Annotated in this window: 21 protein-coding genes; 16 read left to right on the forward strand and 5 right to left on the reverse strand. The window is 35.2% G+C overall.

Translation table 11 applies throughout. The features are described 5' to 3' along the window. Positions 1-141 precede the first annotated feature (141 nt). Entirely contained in the window at positions 142-1,344 is a 1,203-nt protein-coding gene (locus UtA1_RS09595) for a transposase (protein ID WP_096550268.1), read from the forward strand. Positions 1,345-1,550: 206 nt separating this feature from the next. Here the strand turns inward: UtA1_RS09595 and UtA1_RS09600 are convergent, their stop codons facing one another. Then, positions 1,551-2,009 (reverse strand): chemotaxis protein CheX, encoded by a 459-nt coding sequence (locus UtA1_RS09600; RefSeq protein ID WP_096552470.1) that lies wholly within the window; start codon positions 2,007-2,009, stop codon positions 1,551-1,553. A 402-nt stretch (positions 2,010-2,411) separates the two neighbouring features. Here UtA1_RS09600 and UtA1_RS09605 point away from each other — a divergent pair, with 402 nt between their 5' ends. The 3 genes from UtA1_RS09605 to UtA1_RS09615 all read left to right on the forward strand — a co-directional run bounded on the left by UtA1_RS09605 (position 2,412) and on the right by UtA1_RS09615 (position 9,038). Then, positions 2,412-6,032, forward strand: coding sequence for a dynamin family protein (locus UtA1_RS09605; RefSeq protein WP_096550851.1), 3,621 nt, complete (start codon positions 2,412-2,414; stop codon positions 6,030-6,032). A gap of 277 nt (positions 6,033-6,309) precedes the next feature. Then, positions 6,310-7,230: a copper amine oxidase N-terminal domain-containing protein gene (locus tag UtA1_RS09610; protein WP_172597860.1), complete on the forward strand. Its 921-nt coding sequence runs from the start codon at positions 6,310-6,312 to the stop codon at positions 7,228-7,230. Positions 7,231-7,838: 608 nt separating this feature from the next. Then, complete coding sequence (locus UtA1_RS09615) at positions 7,839-9,038, forward strand: NAD(P)-dependent malic enzyme (RefSeq protein ID WP_016837011.1); 1,200 nt, start codon at positions 7,839-7,841, stop codon at positions 9,036-9,038. A 150-nt stretch (positions 9,039-9,188) separates the two neighbouring features. Here the strand turns inward: UtA1_RS09615 and UtA1_RS09620 are convergent, their stop codons facing one another. Both UtA1_RS09620 and gdhA read right to left on the reverse strand, forming a co-directional pair. Beyond that, on the reverse strand, positions 9,189-9,836 hold the full coding sequence (locus tag UtA1_RS09620) for a Yip1 family protein (RefSeq protein ID WP_016837012.1): 648 nt from the start codon (positions 9,834-9,836) through the stop codon (positions 9,189-9,191). A gap of 166 nt (positions 9,837-10,002) precedes the next feature. Beyond that, the gene (gene gdhA, locus UtA1_RS09625) at positions 10,003-11,376 is read right to left on the reverse strand and encodes an NADP-specific glutamate dehydrogenase (protein ID WP_096550853.1); all 1,374 of its coding nucleotides are present in this window, start codon (positions 11,374-11,376) and stop codon (positions 10,003-10,005) included. Positions 11,377-11,543: 167 nt separating this feature from the next. Here gdhA and UtA1_RS09630 point away from each other — a divergent pair, with 167 nt between their 5' ends. The 3 genes from UtA1_RS09630 to UtA1_RS09640 all read left to right on the forward strand — a co-directional run bounded on the left by UtA1_RS09630 (position 11,544) and on the right by UtA1_RS09640 (position 13,699). After that, a complete protein-coding gene (locus UtA1_RS09630) occupies positions 11,544-12,008 on the forward strand; it encodes a YaiI/YqxD family protein (protein WP_096552472.1) in 465 nt (154 codons plus the stop codon). Next, positions 12,001-13,317 carry a D-serine ammonia-lyase gene (locus tag UtA1_RS09635; protein WP_096550854.1) on the forward strand — a complete coding sequence of 439 codons (1,317 nt, stop codon included), beginning with the start codon at positions 12,001-12,003 and terminating at the stop codon, positions 13,315-13,317. The genes UtA1_RS09630 and UtA1_RS09635 overlap by 8 nt, the downstream gene beginning before the upstream one ends. Before the next feature lie 169 nt (positions 13,318-13,486). Further along, complete coding sequence (locus UtA1_RS09640) at positions 13,487-13,699, forward strand: hypothetical protein (protein ID WP_016837016.1); 213 nt, start codon at positions 13,487-13,489, stop codon at positions 13,697-13,699. Between the two features lie 110 nt (positions 13,700-13,809). On the opposite strand, the gene UtA1_RS09645 is transcribed toward UtA1_RS09640, so the two are convergent. Beyond that, entirely contained in the window at positions 13,810-14,637 is an 828-nt protein-coding gene (locus UtA1_RS09645) for a squalene/phytoene synthase family protein (protein WP_096550855.1), read from the reverse strand. 225 nt (positions 14,638-14,862) lie between these two features. Between UtA1_RS09645 and UtA1_RS09650 the strand changes: the two genes are divergently transcribed. Together UtA1_RS09650 and coaW are read left to right on the forward strand one after the other, a co-directional pair. Continuing rightward, a complete protein-coding gene (locus UtA1_RS09650) occupies positions 14,863-15,918 on the forward strand; it encodes a 3'-5' exonuclease (RefSeq protein WP_016837018.1) in 1,056 nt (351 codons plus the stop codon). 131 nt (positions 15,919-16,049) lie between these two features. Next, positions 16,050-16,895 (forward strand): type II pantothenate kinase, encoded by an 846-nt coding sequence (gene coaW, locus UtA1_RS09655; protein WP_016837019.1) that lies wholly within the window; start codon positions 16,050-16,052, stop codon positions 16,893-16,895. Positions 16,896-17,095: 200 nt separating this feature from the next. Here coaW and UtA1_RS09660 read toward each other — a convergent pair whose 3' ends face one another. Continuing rightward, positions 17,096-17,485, reverse strand: coding sequence for a ribonuclease HI family protein (locus UtA1_RS09660; protein WP_016837020.1), 390 nt, complete (start codon positions 17,483-17,485; stop codon positions 17,096-17,098). Between the two features lie 189 nt (positions 17,486-17,674). Here UtA1_RS09660 and UtA1_RS09665 point away from each other — a divergent pair, with 189 nt between their 5' ends. From UtA1_RS09665 to UtA1_RS09695, 7 genes are all read left to right on the forward strand, one after another. Further along, a complete protein-coding gene (locus tag UtA1_RS09665) occupies positions 17,675-18,229 on the forward strand; it encodes an RNA polymerase sigma factor (RefSeq protein WP_096550856.1) in 555 nt (184 codons plus the stop codon). Further along, the gene (locus UtA1_RS09670) at positions 18,210-19,814 is read left to right on the forward strand and encodes a DUF4179 domain-containing protein (protein WP_172597861.1); all 1,605 of its coding nucleotides are present in this window, start codon (positions 18,210-18,212) and stop codon (positions 19,812-19,814) included. Before UtA1_RS09665 ends, UtA1_RS09670 begins: the two co-directional genes overlap by 20 nt. A gap of 332 nt (positions 19,815-20,146) precedes the next feature. Continuing rightward, complete coding sequence (locus tag UtA1_RS09675) at positions 20,147-20,338, forward strand: zinc-finger domain-containing protein (RefSeq protein ID WP_016837023.1); 192 nt, start codon at positions 20,147-20,149, stop codon at positions 20,336-20,338. 326 nt (positions 20,339-20,664) lie between these two features. Continuing rightward, positions 20,665-21,339, forward strand: coding sequence for a phosphopantothenoylcysteine decarboxylase domain-containing protein (locus UtA1_RS09680; protein ID WP_096550858.1), 675 nt, complete (start codon positions 20,665-20,667; stop codon positions 21,337-21,339). Positions 21,340-21,436: 97 nt separating this feature from the next. Next, entirely contained in the window at positions 21,437-21,955 is a 519-nt protein-coding gene (locus tag UtA1_RS09685) for a YbaK/EbsC family protein (RefSeq protein ID WP_096550859.1), read from the forward strand. Between the two features lie 12 nt (positions 21,956-21,967). Continuing rightward, on the forward strand, positions 21,968-22,720 hold the full coding sequence (locus UtA1_RS09690; RefSeq protein ID WP_096550860.1) for a VOC family protein: 753 nt from the start codon (positions 21,968-21,970) through the stop codon (positions 22,718-22,720). A gap of 55 nt (positions 22,721-22,775) precedes the next feature. After that, on the forward strand, positions 22,776-23,930 hold the full coding sequence (locus UtA1_RS09695) for a PstS family phosphate ABC transporter substrate-binding protein (protein ID WP_096550861.1): 1,155 nt from the start codon (positions 22,776-22,778) through the stop codon (positions 23,928-23,930). The last annotated feature ends 337 nt before the right edge of the window (positions 23,931-24,267 follow it).

Raw genomic sequence — 24,267 nt, forward strand, 5'->3', positions numbered from 1 at the left:
AGACATTTTATGCGAGCATTTTGCATATTTTTTGACCCAAGAGCCATAAGGATTTCAAAGACATAAAAAAGGACTTCACCCCTAAAATGTAGAATTTTTGAAGTGACGAAACAACAAAAAATTCAAAAGGAGGAAGTCACTTTGTATATTCTACAAGAAAGCCTATTTTCCTTTGAAGAACTGCAAAAATTAGAGTCAAAAGAGAAATTACCTATCTTTTTTAGCTCGCTTGATTTACGCCCTTATGCTAAACAGTTGAGAAGTTCTTCACCCCGAGGGGCTGACGGTCATTCCAGAGAAGGGATTCTAAGGGCTCTCATCGCTGCCCCACTCGAAGGCATCGACACCTTTACCGCCCTTCATCATCGATTGGATAAAGACCTTCGTTTCCGTTATCAATGCGGTTTATCGATTGATCGCCCCGCACCGTCTATCTCCACTCTCAGCCGGGTTTTTGCAGCACTTACCAAAAAAAAGCTGGCTGAAAAGATCTTCCTTGACTTGGTACAGTTAGCTCAGGAGGAAGGAATAATTGACGGCAGCCACCAGGCCATCGACAGTGCCGCCATTGATGCCTATGAAAAGAAACAGCCCAAAAAGCGTAGTGAACAAACGGGTAATGCCAATTGGGGCGCAAAATATGATTCCTTCGGCAATAAAATTACCTGGTTTGGCTATAAGATGCATCTTTCAGTCGATACCGCAAGCGAACTGCCAATGGCCATAAAAGTAACCCCTGCCCATGTGAACGATGGAGAAGTCGCACCAGAATTAATCGAGCAAGTGGCAGAGCGTACCAAATCCAAAATTGAATTTCTGATCATGGATGGCGGATATGACCAACTAAAAAACTATGAATCAGCCAAAAACATTGGAGCGCAAGCCATTATCCCGCTCAATTTGCGCAACGAAAAAGAGCCTCCTGAAGGGATTTCTTCCAATGGAACTCCGCGTTGTTCCATGGGTTATGAAATGACTTATTGGGGAGCTGATAAGGACCAGCTCAAGTTCAGATGTCCTCACGCAACCGGCAAAGTGGATTGCCCATTAGGAATGGCAGCCTGTTCATCTTCCAACTATGGAATGGTGGTAAAAGTCGACATCAAAAAGGATGTGCGCCGATATTCCAATCCGCACCGTGATACAAAACGTTGGAAAGAGCTTTACAACGAGAGGACAAGTGTAGAACGCTGTAATTCAAGAATGAAAAGCTACCTTACGTCGAACTCCCTACATGTATGGGGAATTGAGAAAGTAAAGAGCCATATTTACCTGAACGCTATTGTATTACTTGTTTCAGCGCTAGCGATGGCAAAGGAAAATAAAGGGAAGAAAGCCGCTTAAAAAAATTCAATGTGAAAAATTCTGCAGGTATGCCCAAAAACAGGATTATTGTAATATTTTGTAAAATAACATGCTGGTAGCTATTTGTCGAGTGCTTTATTTTTTATACTTTTATCCAAAAAATCTAATTTTGCAAAATGCTCATGCAAAAAACGTAATATCGTTCTATATTTTTTAATAAATTTTTATGAAAATCTATGTATAACTTACTTATTATCGATTGTAAGCAAAACCGTCAACATACCTATATCTTCGATGATAGTTGGTAATTTAATGGCGTTATCGATACCGTGAAGAGTTGTCTTGCCGATGAGTATCGTCGGTGGAGTCACGTCAATAAATAGTTGTTTTTCACTTGCCTGAATACTTAAATTTCCAGCAAACATATTACCGAATTCCCCTGTAAATGATTTCAACATTTCGCCTTCTAAATTCATGCCGAACATTTTCATTCCTATCGCAGAAAAAATAGCGGAAGTGCTATCCAGTATTACTCTACCTTTTATATCACCAGTCAAACCGACTAGAACGCCAATTTCTTTATGGGTAAAAGGCTCGGTCAAAAAGGAGGGAGACTGAATGTTGATATTCATTGGGATGATTTGTTTTAACGTGTAGATTGCACCGTTTAAAATCGTTTGTACATGTTTAGAAGTCATAGACATCAATCTTATCGCATCCTTTTGTATTTATTTACCTATTTTAGCAGAAAAAAAACCGAAATTAAGAAGAATTTTGTATATTTATTATTATTTTATTTTTATTATAATAATTGATAAGAATTCTCATCGAAAAAAGGGGTAAAAACGAATGGTTTACGCATTCATTGCTGGGACGATTGCCATATATTATTGGATCGGTACATACATCTTTAAAAATGTAACGAAATAGTGCCAATCAACTTTTTTTAGCGATTGGCACAAATTTTTTGTATTTTCACACATTCTAAATATACTCAATAAAAACTTCATTTTTCTTGTAATCTTTTTGATTTACTAGCGATTTTACTTGAAAAGCATGTTAATATTATAATTGTGACAAAATGAAGGCAAAGGGGTATTTATTCCATGAGTAGTTTTGACGAAAAAATATCACAATTGTTAGAGCAATCCGCAATTCAATACATAATATTTAAGAATAATGAAGATACAGAGCGAATGGAAAAGCTCCACTTATTTGCTAAAAAACTATTACAAAAAGAATATGTCATTGGATTTGCCGGACATTTTTCAGCTGGAAAATCTAGTATGATTAATGCATTATCCGGTGAAGATATTTTAGCTTCTAGCCCGATTCCGACGAGTGCAAACATCGTAAAAGTCCATAAATCAGATGAAGATTTCGCTATTTGTTATATGAAAGACGACAAGCCTGTCAAATTTGAAGCTGGATATGATATAAAAACGGTAAAAGAATTAAGTAAAAATGGCGACCTCGTTACGCAAATCGAAATTGGGCATAAAGATTCAAAGTTGCCTGTCGGTGTCACTGTGATGGATACTCCGGGAGTCGATTCTACAGACGATGCTCACCGTATGAGTACGGAATCAGCATTACATATTGCGGATATTGTTTTTTACACAATGGATTACAACCATGTGCAGTCTGAATTAAACTTCCAATTTACAAAACAATTAATGAAATATAATCCAAATGTGTATTTGATTGTCAACCAGATTGACAAACATAATGAACAAGAACTTTCATTTGAAGAATATAAAGAATCGGTATATAACTCCTTTAAAGCTTGGGGAGTGGAGCCGAAGGGTATCTTTTTCACATCTCTTAAAGATTTCAACCATCCTCACAATGATTTTGAAAAAGTAAAAAACATTGTGATGGATTCAATGGAACACTGGCAAGATCGCCTAGTAGAAACGGCTGAAAACACATTGAAAAAGATGCAAAGTGAACATTTAGCGTTTTTAGAGGAAGAAAAGAATGCACGATTTGAAGAGAATAGTGAAGTTTTATCAACCGATGAATGGGATAACCGTGAAGATCTTTTAGAGCAATATGAAAAATTAAAATTGCAAACAGAACTATTCTCCATTGAAAATTGGGAGGAAAGCTTCAAGGAAAAACGAAATGACTTGCTAGAAAATGCAGCAGTCATACCAGCTGACTTCCGAGAAAAACTGCGTCTATATTTAGAGAGTCAACAAGAAGGATTTAAAGTAGGTGGCTTTTTCACTTCGAAAAAGAAAACTCAAGAGGAAATCCAACGACGCATTAAGGATGTCTATGACCAGTATCAAACCATCTTACAATCCCAAATCATCGGTCATATGAAATCGTTAATGAAACAGTCATTAAAAGATGTTGGAGCATTAACAGATGAAAGGGCTAGCCAAATCGATGCCATCGCTTTTGATGTGCCGTTTACTTTAATTGAAGAATGCGTTCAAAGAAACGCTATTGTTACAGGGGATGCGGTGTTAAACTTTGCTAATCGAGTAAGAGAGGCAACTCGTCGCTACTTTATTCGTGAAACGGATGCGTGGAAAGACAGTCAAATTCCATTATTAAAAGAACTCGGTGAAACATCACAAGCTCCAGTACAGCAAAAATTGAATAATCTAGAAAAGAAAGTAAAAGCAATTCAAAGCATCTCTGAAATGGACGAACGAAAAGAATTTTTAGAAAGACAGCTCGTTCATGCATCAAAAAATACGAGAGATGAAGCGAAAAAACAAAAAGAGCAGTGGGAAAACAAGTTCGAACAAGAGTTAAATGAAGTTCGATTATTTGACCCATCTATGCTGAAACAAGAGCAACAAGAAGAAGTGGTGGTAGAAGAGGTACCACAACAAATGGGTGTATCAATGCAAGGCGATGAAGTAATTGACAATGCTTTGCATACAGCAAATCTTGTAAGACAAGTGGAAGGCTTTGAAGAAGTAGCCGACTTCTTTTTGAAAAAAGTTGAAAGGCTACAACATAAAGATTTTACGATTGCCTTATTCGGAGCATTTAGTGCAGGGAAATCAAGTTTCTCAAACGCATTAATGGGCGAAAAAGTATTACCGGTATCCCCAAACCCAACAACAGCGGCCATTAACAAAATACGCCCTGTAGATGAACAGCATCACCATGAAACAGCAGATGTTCAACTCAAAACGAAAGAACAACTACTAGAGGATATTCAATTTGCATATGAAGCGATTGGAATGACGGTCCAATCGTTAGATGAGGCATACAATCGTGCAGATGAAGCATTAAAAGTCGAACTGAAGGATGAGCGCTTAAATGTTCATAAATCCTTTATTCGCGCATATAAAGAAGGTTATCCTACTTACAGCAATCAACTCGGTGAGATTCTTCGTGTAAACCGAGAAGAATTTGAACGGTTTGTTGCGGAAGAAAACCGATCTTGCTTTGTGGATAATATTAATTTCTATTATGATTGTCCACTCACTCGTATGGGTGTGACATTGGTAGATACACCGGGAGCGGATTCAATCAACGCTCGTCATACAGGTGTCGCATTCGAATATATTCGCAATGCCGATGCAATTCTTTTCGTCACGTATTACAACCATGCTTTTGCTAAGGCAGACCGTGAATTTTTAATCCAGTTAGGTCGCGTGAAAGATGCCTTTGAATTGGACAAAATGTTCTTTATCGTTAATGCTATCGATTTAGCGAAAAACCAAGAAGAAGCTGAAGATGTGAAAGCTTATGTTCGCAATGAATTGCAGCGCTTCGGCATTCGTTTCCCTAAATTGTATGGCGTCTCCAGTTTACTTGCGTTGCGTGAGAAGCAAGAGAAGGCGGAATTGGCATCTGGAATGCAAGAGTTTGAACAAGCGTTTTATCGCTTCTTAAATGAAGACTTGGCATCAATTGCGATTCAAGCATTACATGAGGAAGTTGAAAAAACTCATCAACGTTTATCAGATTTAATTGTTCAAACTGAAGAAAACTTAAAACGAAAAGATGAACGATTAGAGGAATTGGCACAGCTAGAAGATTATGTAGAGAAACATTATCGTTCGTTAGGAACAAGCATGATTGAAAGCGATACGAAGCAAGAACTCGATGAACTATTATATTATGTATTGCAAAGAGTTTATTACCGTTATCCAGACTTCTTTAGAGAAAGTTACAATCCATCGACATTTGCAGCGTTGTCGCCACAAGAAGCTTTAAGTAAAGCGTTAAAAGAAACGTTAAGTTCTTTAAAATTTGACTTTGCTCAAGAACTTCGAGTTACGAATTTCCGCATCGCACAATTCATTCAAAAACAAATGAAAGAACGTTTCAAAGAAGAAAGTCGTTCTTTGAAGGAAATGAACCAAAGTTTCTCATTTATTGCTTATGAGTTTGAAGATGCGGAATTATTGGATTTCGATGGTCCGTTTGATGATTTCAATAAATATGCATCCGTAAAATCATATTTCAAAAATACGAAATCTTTCTTTGAAAAGAACGAAAAAGAACATTTGAAAGCAGCGTTAGAAGAATTAACGAAACCAGATGCTGAGAAATATTTAGAAGAACAAAAACAACAAGTGATGGATTGGGCGCGGACGTATATTGCGAAGGAAGCTGAACGTTTACGCGAACATATTTATCACCAAGCGATGAATCAAATTCAAACAGAACGCTTATTGCTACAAGAAGAAAGCCGATTGGCGACTTGGAAAAATATCTATCAAGAATTGCAAAAAGTAGAAGTCAAATAAAGCGACGGAGTGTCTATTTGAGACGGCTCCCCTTGAGGCTCGACACAAATAATTTGTGGCGAAGGACTGTGGAAATTTGTTCGACTACAGCAGGCGCGGAGAGTTTTAACAAATCAATTAGGTAAAAGAATGTAAGGGTGTCTAGAAAAGTTCCATTTTCTAGCACCTTTTTTATTTGCAAACTTATGTATGTAGAAATTTTTGTGGAAGTTTGTAACCTTTTCCGTCGTTATTCGACTAATTGAACGAAAACAGAATTATGAAAGGAGAGGTGCATGTGAAAAAGAAATTATCTGCTCTTTGTGCATTAGCGGTGCTAAGTAGCTTCACGCTGATTCCTGATGGAAATGTACAAGCACTTGAAGTAAATGACAATTCGGTTATTGAAGCTAAAGAAGAGCACCAATTTAAATATTTTCAAGTAAGCGGAACAATTAGTAGTATTACTGAAAAAGAAAATGGATCATTCTTTGCAACTATAGACTCAAAGGAAAATCCATTCGGCTTTTATTTCAATGAAGACACTTTCATTTTCGATAATAGTGGAAACGCGGTAAAGTTGAAGGAAGGCATGCAAATCACAGCCTATGTTGATAGTCTTAAACCAATGATAATGATTTATCCACCTCAATATTCGCCTGATGTAGTCATTGTTCAAACGGATAATCCAGGTACAGTACAGTTGGATCAATTTGATCAAAATTACTTAAATGTCGCAAAAGATTTAATTATTCATTTGAATGAAAAGTCAAATATTATGAATTTATCAGGTGAAAAATTATCAAAAGAAGATGTTATTGATAAAGAAGTATTAATTTTCTATGAAGTTGTGTTAGAAAGCCACCCTGCTCAAACAGGACCTTCTAAAGTAATTGTATTAGAGAGAAATGAGCAATCGAAACAACCATCAGAAATCGAAAAAGCTTATCAAATCGCTGAAAATGATTTCTACATCGTCAACAATGTTAAAATGGTACCTTTACGATTGATTGCTGAGCAACTGGGCTACCGAGTAGACTCTACTGGCGTTGGAGCAATTGTATCAAAAGGCGAAGTTTCATTTACGATTACTAGAGGAACGAAATCTTACATTACAAATGGAACGGCGAAACAGTTTGTAGAAGCACCTGCATTGTTAGAGCCTCGTAAAACATACGTGCCGTACGAATTCATTGAGGAACTTGTGGGGAATTTTTAAATAATTAAATTGGGATACCAACCGTTATATAAAGGGCGCCTGAATATTCATTTTAGGGCGCTCTTTTTGCTACTGTGACCGAAGTAAATTGGGGTTGTCGCTAAGATAGATTACGGCTGACGTCAGCTATCGTCTTAGAAAAATTGAGACGAGGCGGCGCAGTTGATGTGATTGCAGAAGAAAAAGAATTATAATTTAGAGATTTGAGCCTGACCAAAAAGGGCAAACTTTTTGGTCAGGCTGTTTTTTTAATTATTAAGATGAAAAATTGTGAAAAATATGTGACAACGTCATTTTTTTCTAAATTGAAGTATGTGAAAAATATCATATTTAACTAAGCAAAATAGTCTGTTTTCATTTTCACAAATAAATGCTGATAGTATCAACGTTTGAATTGTGAAAAACGCCTTATTAATTATATTAATATAATAAAAATTTGATCAAAAAATTAAGAAAAGTTGGTCGAAAAAATCATGAAAGCGCTTTAAAAACTCGGTATTTTCAATGTGTTTTGAGGTTTCGACAAAATATGTTATTGACTTTAATGAAGTAAAGTAATATTATACAAAATACAATATTAAACAATAATGGTTAGGGGATGATAAAGTATGGATTTAATGAAAAAGTCTTTAGAAATGCATAAAGAATTTAAGGGGAAAATGGAAATTGTATCAAAAGTACCTCTTAAAGATAGCTATGATTTAAGTTTGGCTTATTCACCAGGTGTTGCGGCACCTTGCCAAGAAATAGAAAAAAGCCCGATGCGCGTCTATGACTATACAATGAAAGGGAATTTAGTAGCGGTTGTATCTGATGGAACTGCGGTGTTAGGCTTAGGGGATATTGGACCGGAAGCAGCTCTTCCTGTTATGGAAGGAAAGGCGTTGTTATTAAAACGATTTGCAAATGTTGATGCAGTGCCAATTACATTGAACACAAAAGATGTGGATGAAATAGTTAGAACAGTAAAGGCGATTTCACCTACATTTGGCGCTATTAATTTAGAAGATATTGCAGCGCCTCGTTGTTTTGAAATTGAAGAACGATTAAAAGCGGAATGCAATATTCCAATTTTCCATGATGATCAACACGGTACAGCCATCGTTGTTGCAGCGGGATTAGAAAATGCATTAAAGCTTGTTGGAAAACGAAAAGAAGAAGTGAAAATTGTAATTAATGGAGCGGGAGCGGCTGGTATTGCTACATTAAAGCTGTTAGCAAGCATTGGATATAAAAACATTGTTGTTTGTGATTCAAAGGGTATCCTTTATGAAGGGCGTTCAGGAATGAATGCTGTAAAAGAAGAAATTGCGAAAATTACTAACCCTGAAAAGTTGACAGGAACATTGGACGATGCAATGGTAGGGACGGATATCTTTATTGGAGTTTCCATCGCAAATATTTTAACGAAGGAACATATTGATTCCATGAATCGGGATCCAATTGTTTTTGCATTGGCTAATCCAAATCCTGAAATCACTTATGAAAACGCTGAGCGTTGGGGAGTAAGAATCATCGGTACTGGTCGCTCCGATTATCCAAATCAAGTAAATAACGTATTAGCGTTTCCAGGAATCTTTAGAGGGGCATTGGATGTATTTGCGACAGAAATTAACGAAGAAATGAAAATTGCCGCTGTAAATGCCATTGCGTCTCTTGTTGATGAAAATGAGTTAAGAGAAGATTATGTGATTCCAAAACCATTGGATGAAAGAGTTGTTCCTGCTGTTGCAAAAGCAGTGGCTAACGCGGCAATTGAAACGGGCGTATCAAGGCTATATAGTAATCAACAAGCAAAAGTAATTTAGTGTGAATGTTCGTTATCAATTCTTGTATGGTAAACTGAAAGATTGAAAAAATGAAAATCTCTTTTACAATTTGAAAAGATAAAAAATATGGCTTGGTGGTAGAAAGTAGGGGCTGACTGGTTTTTATCTAATACCAAGCCATATCGTTGATTACATATAATAGCTAAGTCCCAGTAAGACAATGATGATGCCAATGATAACGCCGATTAGAATAAAAATAATTGCTATGATTATAGCAAATATCAATAGTGTGAAAAAGGCCTTCCAATTAGAAAACTGATGAGCTTCAGCAATTGCTGCAATCGTAATGACAATTGACCATATGGTTGCAATGAATGTGAACAATACTCCAATGATTGCAAATGCACCAAAATCTTCGCTCATATTCATTAAACTATTCGGATCAATCAACATCCAAAGCAAGTAAATGGGAATTAACACAATAAACGGCCATACACTTAGGGAAGAAGCTTTGAATAATTGTGCGTAAGTTCCTTTTCCTGAAAACATTTTCCCGATTAGCCAAGTACAAAGAGCTGAAAAAGCGTTGCTAATTAGCCCCACAATAGGCGAAAGAATAATGGTAATTAGAATCATTGCCCAAAGAGGAAAGTTTGGATAAATACCTATATCCATATATCCTGTAAACAAACTTCCAATATAACCAATCGATAAGAGAATAATGACATAAAGCCAACTTTTCTCTTGTATTACATAGCGAGTTGTTTTTTTAGGATGCAACCATATCGTGAAAAAAGGATTAATCTTTTCTTGTTGCGGTGTTTCGAACTCGTTCATCTAAAAACCTCCCAATATTTTCTTTTTTTTTAGTAAAACATATTTGATTAACGAACTTCAATAGGAAAAAAGATAGCCAATTGAAATATGCAAAATAGCACATTTCAATTGGCTTTATTTTCTATATTGAACCCCATTTGAAATCATTTCTCCCAATAATAGACGATTAATAAACCCCTTCAGCAATCATTCCGTTCGCAACTTTGATAAATCCGGCAATGTTTGCACCAAGCATTAAATTTCCAGGATATCCATATTTTTCAGAGCACTCTTTACTTGTTCTATAGATGTTTTTCATAATGTCATGTAGTTTTTCATCGACTTCATTAAATGACCAGTAAGTGCGGCTTGAGTTTTGTGCCATTTCTAATGCAGAAGTTGCTACACCGCCGGCATTTGCTGCTTTACCAGGTCCGTATAAGACACCATTTTCTAAAAACTCATTGATCGCTTCAGGAGTTGAAGGCATATTTGCGCCTTCCGCAACAACTTTTACGCCGTTACTAATTAAAGTACGAGCAGATTCTCCGTCAATTTCGTTTTGTGTTGCACATGGAAGTGCGATATCACATGGAATTGTCCAAATACCTGTGCAACCTTCCGTATATGTTGCATTTGGACGATATTCAACATACTTTTTAATTCGTTCACCTTGAACTTCTTTAATTTCTTTTACAATGTTTAAATCAATGCCCTCAGAATCGTAAATATAACCATTTGAATCGGAGCATGCAACAACTTTTGCACCGAAATGTTGGGCTTTTTCGATGGCATAAATAGCAACATTACCTGATCCGGAAACAACAACAGTTTTATCTAAGAATGATTCTTTTTTATCGCGTAGCATTTCTTCTACAAAGTATACTAAACCGTATCCTGTAGCTTCTTTACGAACAAGTGAACCTCCGTAACCTGGCTGTTTACCAGTAAGAACGCCTGCTTCATGCATCGCTTTAATGCGTTTATATTGACCCCATAGATAACCAACTTCGCGTGCACCAACACCGATATCTCCAGCAGGAACATCGACATCTGGACCGATATGACGGTATAATTCAGTCATAAATGCTTGGCAGAAACGCATAATTTCTGCATCTGATTTTCCTTTAGGGTCAAAATCAGAACCGCCTTTTGCACCGCCAATTGGCAGTCCAGTTAGTGCGTTTTTAAAGATTTGTTCGAAAGCTAAAAATTTCATAATGGATTCATTTACTGTTGGGTGGAAACGTAAACCGCCTTTGTATGGTCCGATAACATTATTAAACTGTACGCGGTAACCACGATTTACGTGAACTCGATTTTGATCATCCTGCCAAGTTACACGGAAAGTAATGATACGATCCGGTTCTACAATTCGAGAAAGAATATTATGTTCAATATATTCAGGATGTTGCTCAAAAACAGGTACTAATGTAGAAAATACTTCTTCTACAGCCTGCAAAAATTCCGTTTGATATCCATATTTATTTTTAAGTTGATTATATACAAAATCAATATATTCTTTTGCTTTGGATTGTGTTTTTACATCTGTTGTTGTCATGTTTGTTTCCCTCCTCAAAATCTTATGAGAAAATGTTATTATGATTTTTCAAACAATTCAATCATTAATTTTTGAGTTAGGGAAAATAAAATGTAAAAATAAGGGAAAATAAATTATGTTTATATAATAAAAAATACCAAAAATTAGGTAGGGAGTTGAAGGGTATAATATCCGTGTTTATAGATGCAGATGCCTGTCCAGTCGTTGATATTGCTGTATTTGTTTCATCTCAATACGAGATAAAACCATTCTTATTTTGCGATACTTCTCATCTCATAGAAAGGGAGGATGCAATAACAATTCAAGTTGCCGAGGGGCGAGATTCTGTTGATTTTGCAATAGTGAATGCGGTTTCAAAATTTGATATTGTTGTTACACAAGACTATGGTTTAGCTGCCATGTGTTTGGCAAAAGGTGCCTTTGTTTTAAATCAAAATGGAAAAGAATTTACAGATGAAAATATTGATCAAATGTTATTTTTTAGGCATGAAAATGCAAAATTTCGCCGTGCTGGTGGAAAAACGAAAGGTCCAAAAAAACGAACAGAGAAAAATAATTTGGACTTTGAAATAAAATTTCGACAAATTTGTGAACGAGCAATGTTATTAAAAAAGGAGAATGATAATGCTTAATTTTCAACGCAAACTTTCGGAAATGGAACAAGTTATTCTAGAGAACATGAAGAAACAGAACACTGTACTATGGTTAAATCCGAATAAAACAGATGAATTACCAGAAAATCATTCCTTTTCATTCCAGGAAGTCATCAACGCAGAAAAACGATTGCAACGGTTTAGCCGATATATTCAAGCAGTGTTTCCGGAAACGAAAAAATTACAAGGAATCATTGAATCGGATTTAATTGAAATACCAAAAATGAAACCATTTATCGAGAAGAATGCTGAAAAGCCGCTGTTAGGTAAACTGTTATTAAAATGTGACCATGAGTTAGCAGTTTCCGGTTCCATTAAAGCGCGAGGCGGAATATATGAAGTGTTAAAATTCGCAGAACAATGCGCCATCGAGAAGGGTTTCATTAAAGAAACGGATGATTATGAAAAGTTTAAGAGTGAAGCGTTTCGCCAATGTTTCAGTCAATATAAAATTGCAGTGGGATCTACTGGAAATTTAGGTCTTAGTATTGGCATAATGGCAGCGAAACTAGGGTTTCAAGTGACAGTACACATGTCCATGGATGCGAAAAAGTGGAAAAAAGATTTACTTCGTGAAAAAGGTGTCAAAGTGATTGAATATGAGTCGGATTATAGCTTAGCGGTGGAGGAAGGAAGAAAACAAGCAGAACATGATCCAATGTGCCACTTTGTGGATGATGAAAATTCCATCGATTTATTTAGTGGTTATGCAGTGAGTGCCCTACGATTGAAGAATCAGCTGGAAGAATTAAATATTCAAGTGGATGAAGAACATCCATTGTTTGTATATTTACCATGTGGAGTTGGTGGTGGACCGGGAGGCGTTGCATATGGTTTAAAAGCCCTATATAAAGAACATGTCCACATTTTCTTTGGTGAGCCGACTCAGTCTCCTTGCATGCTTTTAGGAATGATGACAGGATTGCATGATAAAATTGCTGTCAATGATATTGGATTGACGAATCGAACAGAAGCGGACGGATTAGCAGTTGGTCGAGCTTCCAAGTTTGTTGGGAAGTTGATGGAGCCGATTCTGAGCGGATGTTACACGGTAGATGATGAATTTTTATTTGAGAGTTTAAAAGAAATGATGCAACATGAAGGGATATTTATGGAACCTTCCAGCCATGCAAGCGTATACGGGCCGATACAATTATTGAAGGAAGGAAATGCGTATATAGAAAAATATGAATTAACGAATCGATTACATCAAGCAACTCATATTTTATGGGCGACAGGTGGCAATATGGTGCCGCAAGAACAAAGGGAAGCCTATTTGAATCGATAATAAGTACACTAATTATAATGGTTGAATCAACTAATCTAGCGATTTAAATGTTGAATTGTTAACTGAGTCATTGGCAAAAGAATTGAAGATGATTTAAAAATAGATTCGAAGGTAATAATTGAAGCTGCTAATGTAGGTGCTGCGAGTAATTGAAGAAAGGAGGGTGGAAGTGGATAATACAAGATCAAAAATTATTGAGCCAACGATTATTGTAATTTCAATTATTATGATTATCACAGCAATTTTACTTATAATAAACGTTAATTTAAAACATCGAATTGCTGTAGATACAATTAATCAATTTTATGAAAAAGGTGGATTACCAGTTTACTCCGAAAACGCTAATATGACTTTTTCATTTTATTGTGACATGGATAATTAAACAATATCGCTTTTTCCCCCGTTTAGAAACAATTGCATAAAAATATTGAAAGCTTGTCCGAAAAGAGAGAGGGTTTCAATACCTTACTTTTCGGACAAGCTTTATCTTTGTTAATCCACCATCAATTCTTTTACGGTTTCTTCCACTTCGCTGCGGCTCATTTTCTCCTTGCCTTCTTTTAAAGCATTTAATGTTTTATGAGCGAGAGCAAGGGGTAAGCTACAGAACATTAAAATAGAACGTTTTTGGATTGCATCCATATATTGATAAGCTTTTTCTAAATTTTCCTCTGTATAATGGAACAAATCTTCTTTTGTCCAACCTTCAGGGATAAAGCTGACGCCTCGTGTTTCAAAATCTTCCTGTTGGTTTCTTAAAATATTTACCGCTTGCAAACCTCTGCCGTATCCAATGGCTAATTCCCGATCCGTTTTTACTGCACTATCCCATTCCCATAAATCGGAAAGCATGACACCAACAAGTCCGGCTACATAGTATGTATACTCATCTAAATCTTCCTTCGTGCGAACTTGCCAATTTGCTTTTGCCCATTTCGCCATACCGAATGCCATTTCACTTGCAGCATCGCAGACAATTTTTTTCGTTCCTTCAGGTAACAGTAAAATCCAATCATTTAAACGCATCGTTACTTCAGGCATGTATTGTTTATAAGGTTCTAACAGTTGTAAATATTTGTCGTTATTAAAGTTTTCTTCTTTTAATAGTTCGCTTACTTCCATTAATAAGAAATATTTGATTTCATTCGTTACTTCTGGATGTTCATTATCTTCGATTTCATCCAATGCACGCATAATTAAATAGGCATTGGCAACAGCCTTTTTCAAATCTTTTTTTAAAAATGTAATCGGTATATAAAAAGTGCGACTCGTTTCTTTTAATACTCTCATAGCATCTTTTTCAAGCGCTTTCTGATTCATAAGACCAAATTTCCTCCGATCATTAACCTTTCTATTTATCCTACAATAATTTTTCTAAAATGAAAAATAAAACTTCTGAAATTATTATAGACAAAAGGAAAATATTAATTACAATTTATGTTTAACAAACTTTGGCAAGTTTTTTTTACTATTTTACGTGTCATTATTGACTATTTTCGTTACAATGAAATGTGATAGTTTGATAGAAAAAAGGTGAATTCATTCGTGCGAAAGGAAACATATATTTTTTTAGATATTGAGGCAGCCATTGTGCGCGGAAAACAGCACATCATTGAAATAGGGGCAGTGAAATGGTTGCCAAATGATGAAGTTGAATTTTTTTCTGAATTAATTCAACCATATAAATTTAAAAAGCTGAATAGCCGCATCCAAAAGTTAACGGGAATTCAAACGGAAGATTTATTATATGCTCCTTCCTTTAAACAAGTCATTAAACGCTTTATGGAATGGAGCCAAGGAGATACAATTTTCGTTACCTTTGGTGAGTTTGATCGAAAAGTTTTGGAAGAAGAGCTTTTTCGAAATCGAATCCAACGGCATTTTATATATCCCATCGTGGATTTTCAGCAAAAATATATGATTGAAAATCAATTAAAAGTTCAACCAAGTTTAAGTGAATTAATGGAAAAATTTGAAGTGGTTGCTGAACAACATCGTGCTTTGCAAGATGCAAATACCCTTTTTAAAATATTTAAAGCTTCAGGCGGCCATGAAATGATTGAAAAGCAAAAAACGAATCAATTCGCCCTCATGTTAAGTGAAAATCATCATGAAGAAAATGAAGTTGATGTATACTTAACCTATGTAACTGGAGAAGTTTTTCCTTCCCATATTCGTATTCACTCGATTAATTCCTTACATAAATCGTTATCATGCATAAAAACAGAAAAGGAAATTGTTCAAGAAGACGGTACGATTGTTAAATCGGAATATAATGAAATTCTTCCAAATGAGGAATTAGCTCAATTTTTACATACAGTGAGAGATGATTTAGAGAATAAAGTTTTGATAACCCGCTCTGGTTTAAAACAAATTTCTCGCATTTACCGTTTACACCATTGTGTTTTACCAAAAACTGAAGTGATGACGCTGCAACACTTGCTAATGGATGAGGGACTGCTAAGCCGTTTTACAATGAATGGCCAATCCATCGATACATATGAAAAAACAATTTCTAAATTATTATTTCGATATAAACACAAACTAATTGATGAATTTGAAAAAAGAAATTTATTCTCTAATGAGGTAGTAAAAGTTTAATTTTTTAACAAAAATTAATATAATTTTAATATAGTAACCGTTTTTTTGAATAGTGTTAAAATTAGAAAAAATTGCAATCATATGCTTATACAGTTAAAGTGTATAGAGGGAATCTATAAAGGAGAAAGCTTATGCGCAATACAATAGGAATCGATGCAGGAGGCACTTTAACAAAAGTTGCTTACTTGGATGATGAAAATGAATTCCAATTTAAGGTCTTTCCTTCCAAAGATTTAACACTAGTGAAGGAATGGATTGAAGCAAATCCAAACATTGAAGAAATTGGAATTACAGGTGGTCGAACAGAACAGCTATTGGCAAAATTAAAAACAAAAAAATCAATCGATTATGTTGTAGAATTTGATGCAACAATCAAAGGGGTAAAATACTTATTAAAAAAAGAAGGCCATGAAATTCAAAAAAGTATCATAACGAATGTTGGAACAGGCACAAGTATACATTATATGGAAAATGACAAACATGTGCGTGTTGGTGGAACTGGAATTGGCGGAGGTACTTTAACAGGGTTATCAACGATTATTACTGGGCTTTCGGATTTTAATGAAATCACGAAAATTGCAAAGCAAGGTAAAAGGGAATTCATTGATTTATTTGTAAAAGATATTTTTGAAGGGATGAATCCTCCGATAGAAGGCCATTTGACGGCGAGTAATTTTGGAAAAGTCAACATATTAAATCATAACGATTATCCTGTTCCTGATTTATTAGCAACCATTCAAGCGCTAGTTGGTGAAGTCATTACAACTTTAAGCATCCAATATGCAGATACAAAAAATTCTGAAACGATTATATATATTGGATCGACATTGACGAATAATGATCATTTGAAAGAAGTTATTGCAAATTATACGATTTTGAAAAAACACAAGCCAATCTTTTTAAAAGATTGTGGATTTTCAGGAGCGATAGGTGCTCTTTTAAATAAAGTAGAACAAAGAAATATTGCACAATTATAAAAAAGAGCCTGACCAAAAAATGCAAAACTTTTGGTCAGGCTCAAATACATAATGATTGTTTTTTTCTTTACTCCTGTAGTGGTCACAATCAATGCCCCGTCTCGTCGCATTTATCTCCGACGAAAGCGTTAGCGAGACGCAAAGGTGTAAAACAGAAAAGTGACTTTTCAGGCATCACACTTTTTTAATTATGGCGAAAATTACATCCCTTTACGAATAGCTTGTCGCGCTAACAGATCAGCTGCTTTATTTTGTTGTTCTGGAATCCATTTTATAAAAAACAAATCAAACTCATCAGCAAGTTTTAAAGCTTCTTCTAAATAGGGTTTAAATTGTTCGTTTTTTACATATTTCTTTTCCATTGAACTCACGACAATTTTCGAATCGGAACGAACGGATACGAATGACGTTCCTAATTTTTTTGCTTCTTCTAGACCTCGAATTAAAGCGATAAATTCCGCAACATGATTGTTTGATTCGCCTATAAATTCTCCAATTTGTATGGAATGTCCTTCTCCCTTTATAAATAAACCGATTCCGCTTGGACCGGGATTTCCGCTACTAGCACCATCAATATAAACTTCTAACATATTGCCCCCAAGAACTTTTTTTACTATATTATACCGCAATATATCAAAAGCGTGTAAAAACATTCTAATCTGTTAATGGTTTTCAGTAATGAATCTAGGTGGCCACGAAAATAAAAATTTTTTAAATAAAGTGAGATTTTTTCATGATGAATCTCGTTTTACTAAGTGAAGAAAGAAAGGAGGAATAACATGGATGAGGAAATCCGATACGTTCGACAAATTTTAGCAGGAGATAAAAGAGCTTACATACACATTATTAATCGTTATAAAAATCCTTTGTATGCAACGATTTTACGGATGACAAAAAATCCTCAAACGGCAGAAGATTTGCTCCAAGAAGTATTTTTTAAAGTGTATGAACAATTACCAAAATACAATCCGAAAGGTCCATTTAAAAGTTGGCTCTATCGCATTGCCATTAATTACTGTATCGATCAGCTTCGGAAAAAAAGAATTCAAACGGAACAAATTGAAAATACGATTATACGAAGCAACGATACACCAGAAGTAGTCTTATTACAAAATGAAGAGAGTAGAGAACTGGAGAAAATGGTTTCATTATTGCCGGAAGATGAACGAAACATTTTACTTTTACGTTATGCCAACGAATTGAGTTACGCAGAAATTAGTGAAACATTAGGGGTTTCGATAATAGAGGTACGCAATAAATTGTACCGAGCTAAGAAAAAATTACGAAAAAATGCAAAAGAAGGTGGGTATTTATATGGTGTGTCCGAAAGATGATAAGTTATTCGATTATATTGAAGGCATTTTAGAAGACAATGAAAAAGATCTTATGGAACGTCATATACAGTCTTGCCCTTATTGTGAGCAGCAATTAGAACTGCTATTAAAAGAAAATGAACTATTAGAACAAACACTAAAATCTCCAATATTGCCAGATGATTTTGCCGAAAAGATTGTCGATCAGCTGGAACCGCATAAACGCAAAAAAAATCGACCGTTAAAATGGGTGCTGGGTACGGCAGCAAGCGCACTTCTTGCAGGGGGAGTGTTCATGTCGGTGAGTCCGAGTGTTGCAAAACTTGTAGGTGGAATCTTCTCCAGTGAAACGGTGGATGAAGGATTGCGAATGGCAATTGATACTGACATCGCAACACCTGTTAATCTTTCAGCAACAGATGCAGATATAACGCTGCACATTGAGGACTTGATAGCCGATACGTCGCGAATTGCTTTTTCCTATCGGGTAACCAATCAACAAGGTAAAGTATTAAATCCATTTATTGGAGATGCCGATTTATATTCAATCAAAGTATTAGATGAACATCAAAATGAAGTGGAAATTAATTCAATGAGTTGGGGACTTCATGATGACTATGGGATTTATGAAATATCGTTAGTAAATATCGATAACTTTACAAAAGGAACCGTTCGATTGGACATCCATCATCTTGCAGGGAAAGATGGACAATGGCAAATCGATATACCAATTGATTTGACTTCCGCTTATGAACAGCAAAAAGTTGTAGCGTTGAATGAATCTTACGAAGTTGAAGGAGTTAAAATTCATCTGGATAAAGTCAATTACGCTACTTCTACAACAGACATCTATTATCAATTAGAATATACCGAGGAAGTAAAAGAAAGATTAAAACAGCAATTAAAACAAAAAGAGCTACAATTTAATAATGAAATTGTCCAATTCCTATATTTCCCTTCTATTGGCTATCGAATTGAAAACGGAAAAGGGGTAGTGCTAGGTTATGAAAATATTTATTTCTCAAAAGAACGGGGCCATCCTGTTTCCGAAAATATGTTAAGCGGCATGGGACAATGGGATGGAGAGCCTAGTGAACTTGGTCCTTACAAACAAATTGATTCATTCGTTCCAAATAAAAATGCTGAAGAAGAATTATATTTCGTTGTAGATACAATTTATCGACCAAAAATTAGTGAATTCTCAATTACATTTAATCCAAAAGAATTACCTAAAACCTTTGAATATAACGGATATGAATTAACTATTGATTCTGTGCAAGAAAAAACAGATTATTCATTACAGAAATCATGGATGCCAATACAACGTCAAAAAAGTGTTGAAATACAATTATCAGGATTTGCTTTGCAAAAAGCTCCTAACATAGAAAAATGGGCACTAGAAGATGAAAAAGGAAATAAATATACGATTCACCATGGAGGATCAACTTTAGATGAAACGGATCAGCAAGGTCGATTCAAACGAACATTTGAATTGGTTTCTTCTGAGTTAGAAGAGATTCCTGAAGAAATGACACTCCATATCATTGCTGAAACGGAAGTCATTCCGTTGAAAAACGAAATACGAATTCCATTATTTAAAAATTGAATGAATCATTTAACGTAGAGGAAATCAATGGTTCGTTAAGCAGTAGTTCACCTTTGGAACTGCTGCTTTTTAATTAAGTTGAAGAATTACTGCACAAACGGTGTTTATCCCCTTTATCATAGACTATCGTAAAGACTTGATTATAAAAAATTGTCGAGCAAAAGGTATATCAACTATTGTTCCAAAAGGACAAGCTCAGAAAATGTCGCAATAGACATATTCTCAATTGTTATACAACATAATAAGCTTGTTTCAACTGGAAGCAATGCGCTTTGACAAATAAAAAATGACGATAGTAAAATATAAAAACTAATAAAGGGGGATTGTGATTTGTGGATAAAAGTGCAGTGATTAAAGATATAGATGAATTAATTGATACTTATTGCATAGATTGTCCCATCAAAAGGGATTTAAGACAAATAAGAGGAAAAGCAGGAGCACACCGGTTTTGCATTGAACAGTGCTCTGTTGGCGAACAATTGCAATTTTTGGGTAACGAATTATTAAAGATGCAGGAAAAATGATGCAATAGAACTTTAGTACCTTTTTGTATTGAATTTTTGATAAAATAATGATAATATTATCAATGTAATATTAATGCTCTCAATATATCTATCATATCATATGTCTTTACACATGAAATGATATATCTTCTGAGGATTAATATATACACGGTTGGTTACCATAGGTTGAGCAGCTCCCTTAATAGGGGCTGCTTTTTTATATTTTCCGAAACTGAAGCTTTTTACATAACGACTCGTTTTTAAAAATTAGAATTTATTAATGAAAATGGAGTTAAAGTTCAGTAAACTTAATCTATAACGAAAGATAAAAATGATAGGTGATAGCTGTGAAGACATTAGAAGGAAAAAAAGTGCTCATTACAAGCGGAGGAACCCTTGAAAAATGGGATCGGGTTCGCGGACATACGAATCTTTCAAAAGGCACGATGGGCTGTTTTTTAGCTGAAACAGCTTTTTCTATGGGGGCAGAAGTAGTTTATTTACACGGATATTTTGCGAAGCTTCCGAAACATAAAGAATCCATGCGATTAGTAGGTTTTGAAGGAATTGAAGATTTAGGAAATAAAATAAAACATATTTTGCAAAGTGAAAACATTGATATTGTGATTATGGCAGCGGCTGGTTCTGACTGGGTTGTAGACAAAGTTTACGACCAAAACGGTAATTTAATCACGGAAAATGGAAAAATGTCTTCGGATGAACCACCGATTATTCATTTTAAAAAAGCGCCAAAAATCTTAGGGAAAATTAAAGGTTGGGATCCAAAAACGCTTCTTGTCGGGTTTAAACTTGAAGCAACGGAAGATGTAGACTATTTAATTCAACGTGCAAAATTGCGAATGGAAGAATCGAATGCTAACATTATGGTGGCAAATAGTTCTCAATCATTGTATGGCGATGTTCAGCATTATATTATTTCTCAAACTGGAGATGTCATTGAAGTTCAAGGCAAAGAACAAACGGCAAGAACTTTATTGGAAATACTGTGCGAAAAAGTATAAAATTGAAATTAAAACGAAAGGCTAGTTTCACTAGTCTTTTCTTGTATATAATAGGTAATAATTCGAATTTGTTTTATCGGGATTGGAGGATGGGAAAATGTCTTTACAAAGTGTAAAAGAACATTTAAAAAAATTTAACCGTGACCAAGATATTTTAGAATATGAACAAAGCAGTGCAACAGTTGAACAAGCAGCTATCGCATTAAACGTCATTCCTGCACGCATCGCCAAAACATTATCATTTAAAGATAAAGAAGGAAATGCTTTTCTCGTTGTAGCAGCTGGTGATGCAAAAATTGATAATAAAAAATTTAAATCTACTTTTGGCGTTAAGGCGAAAATGTTAAGTTCAGAAGAAGTAGAACATTTTACGGGGCATGTCATTGGGGGAGTATGTCCTTTTGGATTAGCTCATGATTTAGATGTTTATTTAGATGTTTCGTTAAAACGTTTTACAACAGTGTTTCCAGCTTGCGGCAGCATCAATTCTGCAATCGAATTGACTTGCGATGAATTGTTTGAATTTTCAAATGCGAAAGAGTGGGTGGATGTCGGAAAAGATTGGAATGAAACATTAACGGACATTAGTAAATTTGCAGCAACAAATGAATTATAGTAGGTGAGAAACATGTATTTACTTGATCATATCGTACATTTTGTGAAAGAGCCGAAAACCATGGTTGAAAAAACGAAAGAAATTGGCCTTCATACAGTAGAAGGAGGAAAACATGAAATGTGGGGAACCTATAATTCCCTCAGTTATTTCGGCCTTTCTTATATTGAATTCATTGGCGTATTTGATGAAACGTTGCTCGAAAAATCTGCGGAAATTCCATATACATTGCATGAATCTTATAAAAAACGAAACAAAGAAAATGGTTTTACACGAATTGCCATTCGGACATCGACAATTGAAGAAGATGCAAAAAAACTTCGTGATGCAGGCTATGAAGTGATTGGACCTGATTCATTTTCAAGAATACGCCCAGATGGAAGTGTATTAACTTGGAAATTACTGCATTTTGGCAAAAAAGAGTTGCCTTTTGAATATCCATTTCTGATTCAATGGGAAGGGTCAGACGAAGAACGATACAATGATTTAGTAAACAATGGAACAATCCAAAAGCATCCTTTAGGAGACTTAACAATTGATGAAATCTCCTTCTCCGTTACAGATTTACAGTGGGCAAAAGAATGGGCAAGTTTATTTGAACATGAAATAGTGGAGAGTACAGACTCATACATAACATTAAAAGCGCCAAATTGTCATTTCAAATTTAATTTAGAGCAAAAGTATGAAATCGTTGAAGTGAAAATTAGCGGTTCGAAAGAAGAAAAGCATGTAACGCTTGAGGACGGGAATTATTTGTTCGTTCGATGAAAATAAAGGGAAACACCTCCTACATGCCGAATTAGGTGGTAGGAGGTGTTTTGTAATGACGAACATTTTTGTGTCAATCATTGTTTTCTTCGTTCTATGTTTTTTTACATTTGGTATCGTTTTTATGGAACTGTTGATAGGAAATTTCGTATGGATTCCATTCATCATTATTTTTGCAATTTTTCTGTATTTGCTTTTTTTAGCATTTCTATTTCGATATTTCAAAACAAAGAAAAGAATCATTTGGTTTGTCGTTATTTCTTGTGTTGCGATTAGTGCTAGTTCCATTTGGCCGATTTACCAAAAATATGTGGAGAACATTCCAACCGTTTCAGCAGAAGTAAATATTTATGAATACATGCCTTTTGAAGAAAATTCGAAAGTAGTAACTTTAGAAGAAGAAGCAACTCTTCAATTATCCGATTCATTACCAATCATGGATGGTGCAACAGCATTGTATCCGATCTATTCCGCCATTGCACAAGCTACATATCCGAAAAAAGAATACGACCCATATAATAGTGAAGTGATGGTCAATACAACGCCAGAAGCCTACGAAAATTTAATTAATGGTAAAGTGGATATGATTTTTGTCAATGAGCCTTCTCAAAAACAATTGCAGCGAGCAAAAGAAAAGGGAGTCGAACTAAAATTAATACCCATTGGGAAGGAAGCGTTTGTATTTTTCGTCAATCAAAAAAATGAAGTTGATGGGTTAACTTTGCAACAAATTAAAGATATTTATTCCGGTAAAATCACTAGCTGGAAAGAGGTTGGTGGTAAAAACGAACCTATTCGGGCATATCAACGCCCTGAAGATAGCGGTTCTCAAACGGCGTTGCAGTCATTAATGGGTGATACGCCTATTATGGATGCACCAAGAGAAAATGTGGCGAGCGGCATGGGAGAAATCATTAGCGAAGTGGCACAATATCGAAATTTCGAAAACGCAATTGGCTATACGTTTCGATATTATTCACAAGAAATGGTCGGCAATAATCAAATTAAACTATTGGCCATTGACGGAGTTCCTCCGACAAAAGAAACGATTCGAAGTGGCGAATATCCTATAACAGGGGAGTTTTATATTGTTACTGCAGGTACGGAAAATCCAAATGTCGACAAATTAATTGATTGGGTTCTATCTCCTCAAGGACAACAACTGATTGAAAAGGTCGGGTATGTGCCTATAAATAATGTGGATGAATGAATAAATAGTATGACAAAAAGTGGCTGTCATTTTGGACAGAAAAAATCATGATTATGAGGAAGTGAGGCTGTTTGGAAAGTTTCCGACTTTCTAGACAGCCTTTTCTTCATTTTTATGGTGAAATTTTTACAATGAGAGTTCACAATTCTTTTGAAAGCTCAAGGGCAAATCTTGCTAGAAGAATTGTATAATGATGGATAGGATACGAAAAAAAATGAATGACTATTATTTGCTCGAGTGTGGCTATTATTTATCAAAGATTGACTATTATAATCTTGATTTTGGCTATTATCGTTATTTCAAGGAAATCGTTTATATGTAGTTGGCTATTATGTTC

The sequence above is a fragment of the Ureibacillus thermosphaericus genome (genome assembly GCF_002370195.2).
Lineage (GTDB): Bacteria > Bacillota > Bacilli > Bacillales_A > Planococcaceae > Ureibacillus > Ureibacillus thermosphaericus.

Bases quoted from the DNA above. Each gene is read 5' to 3' on its own strand.
- gdhA (WP_096550853.1), bottom strand. From the start codon at position 11,376: ATGACAACAACAGATGTAAAAACACAATCCAAAGCAAAAGAATATATT.
- UtA1_RS09670 (WP_172597861.1), top strand. From the start codon at position 18,210: ATGGTGTGTCCGAAAGATGATAAGTTATTCGATTATATTGAAGGCATT.
- UtA1_RS09685 (WP_096550859.1), top strand. From the start codon at position 21,437: ATGTCTTTACAAAGTGTAAAAGAACATTTAAAAAAATTTAACCGTGAC.
- UtA1_RS09665 (WP_096550856.1), top strand. From the start codon at position 17,675: ATGGATGAGGAAATCCGATACGTTCGACAAATTTTAGCAGGAGATAAA.
- UtA1_RS09600 (WP_096552470.1), bottom strand. From the start codon at position 2,009: ATGTCTATGACTTCTAAACATGTACAAACGATTTTAAACGGTGCAATC.
- UtA1_RS09690 (WP_096550860.1), top strand. From the start codon at position 21,968: ATGTATTTACTTGATCATATCGTACATTTTGTGAAAGAGCCGAAAACC.
- UtA1_RS09695 (WP_096550861.1), top strand. From the start codon at position 22,776: ATGACGAACATTTTTGTGTCAATCATTGTTTTCTTCGTTCTATGTTTT.
- UtA1_RS09660 (WP_016837020.1), bottom strand. From the start codon at position 17,485: ATGTTAGAAGTTTATATTGATGGTGCTAGTAGCGGAAATCCCGGTCCA.
- UtA1_RS09605 (WP_096550851.1), top strand. From the start codon at position 2,412: ATGAGTAGTTTTGACGAAAAAATATCACAATTGTTAGAGCAATCCGCA.
- UtA1_RS09635 (WP_096550854.1), top strand. From the start codon at position 12,001: ATGCTTAATTTTCAACGCAAACTTTCGGAAATGGAACAAGTTATTCTA.
- UtA1_RS09620 (WP_016837012.1), bottom strand. From the start codon at position 9,836: ATGAACGAGTTCGAAACACCGCAACAAGAAAAGATTAATCCTTTTTTC.
- UtA1_RS09615 (WP_016837011.1), top strand. From the start codon at position 7,839: ATGGATTTAATGAAAAAGTCTTTAGAAATGCATAAAGAATTTAAGGGG.
- UtA1_RS09645 (WP_096550855.1), bottom strand. From the start codon at position 14,637: ATGAATCAGAAAGCGCTTGAAAAAGATGCTATGAGAGTATTAAAAGAA.
- coaW (WP_016837019.1), top strand. From the start codon at position 16,050: ATGCGCAATACAATAGGAATCGATGCAGGAGGCACTTTAACAAAAGTT.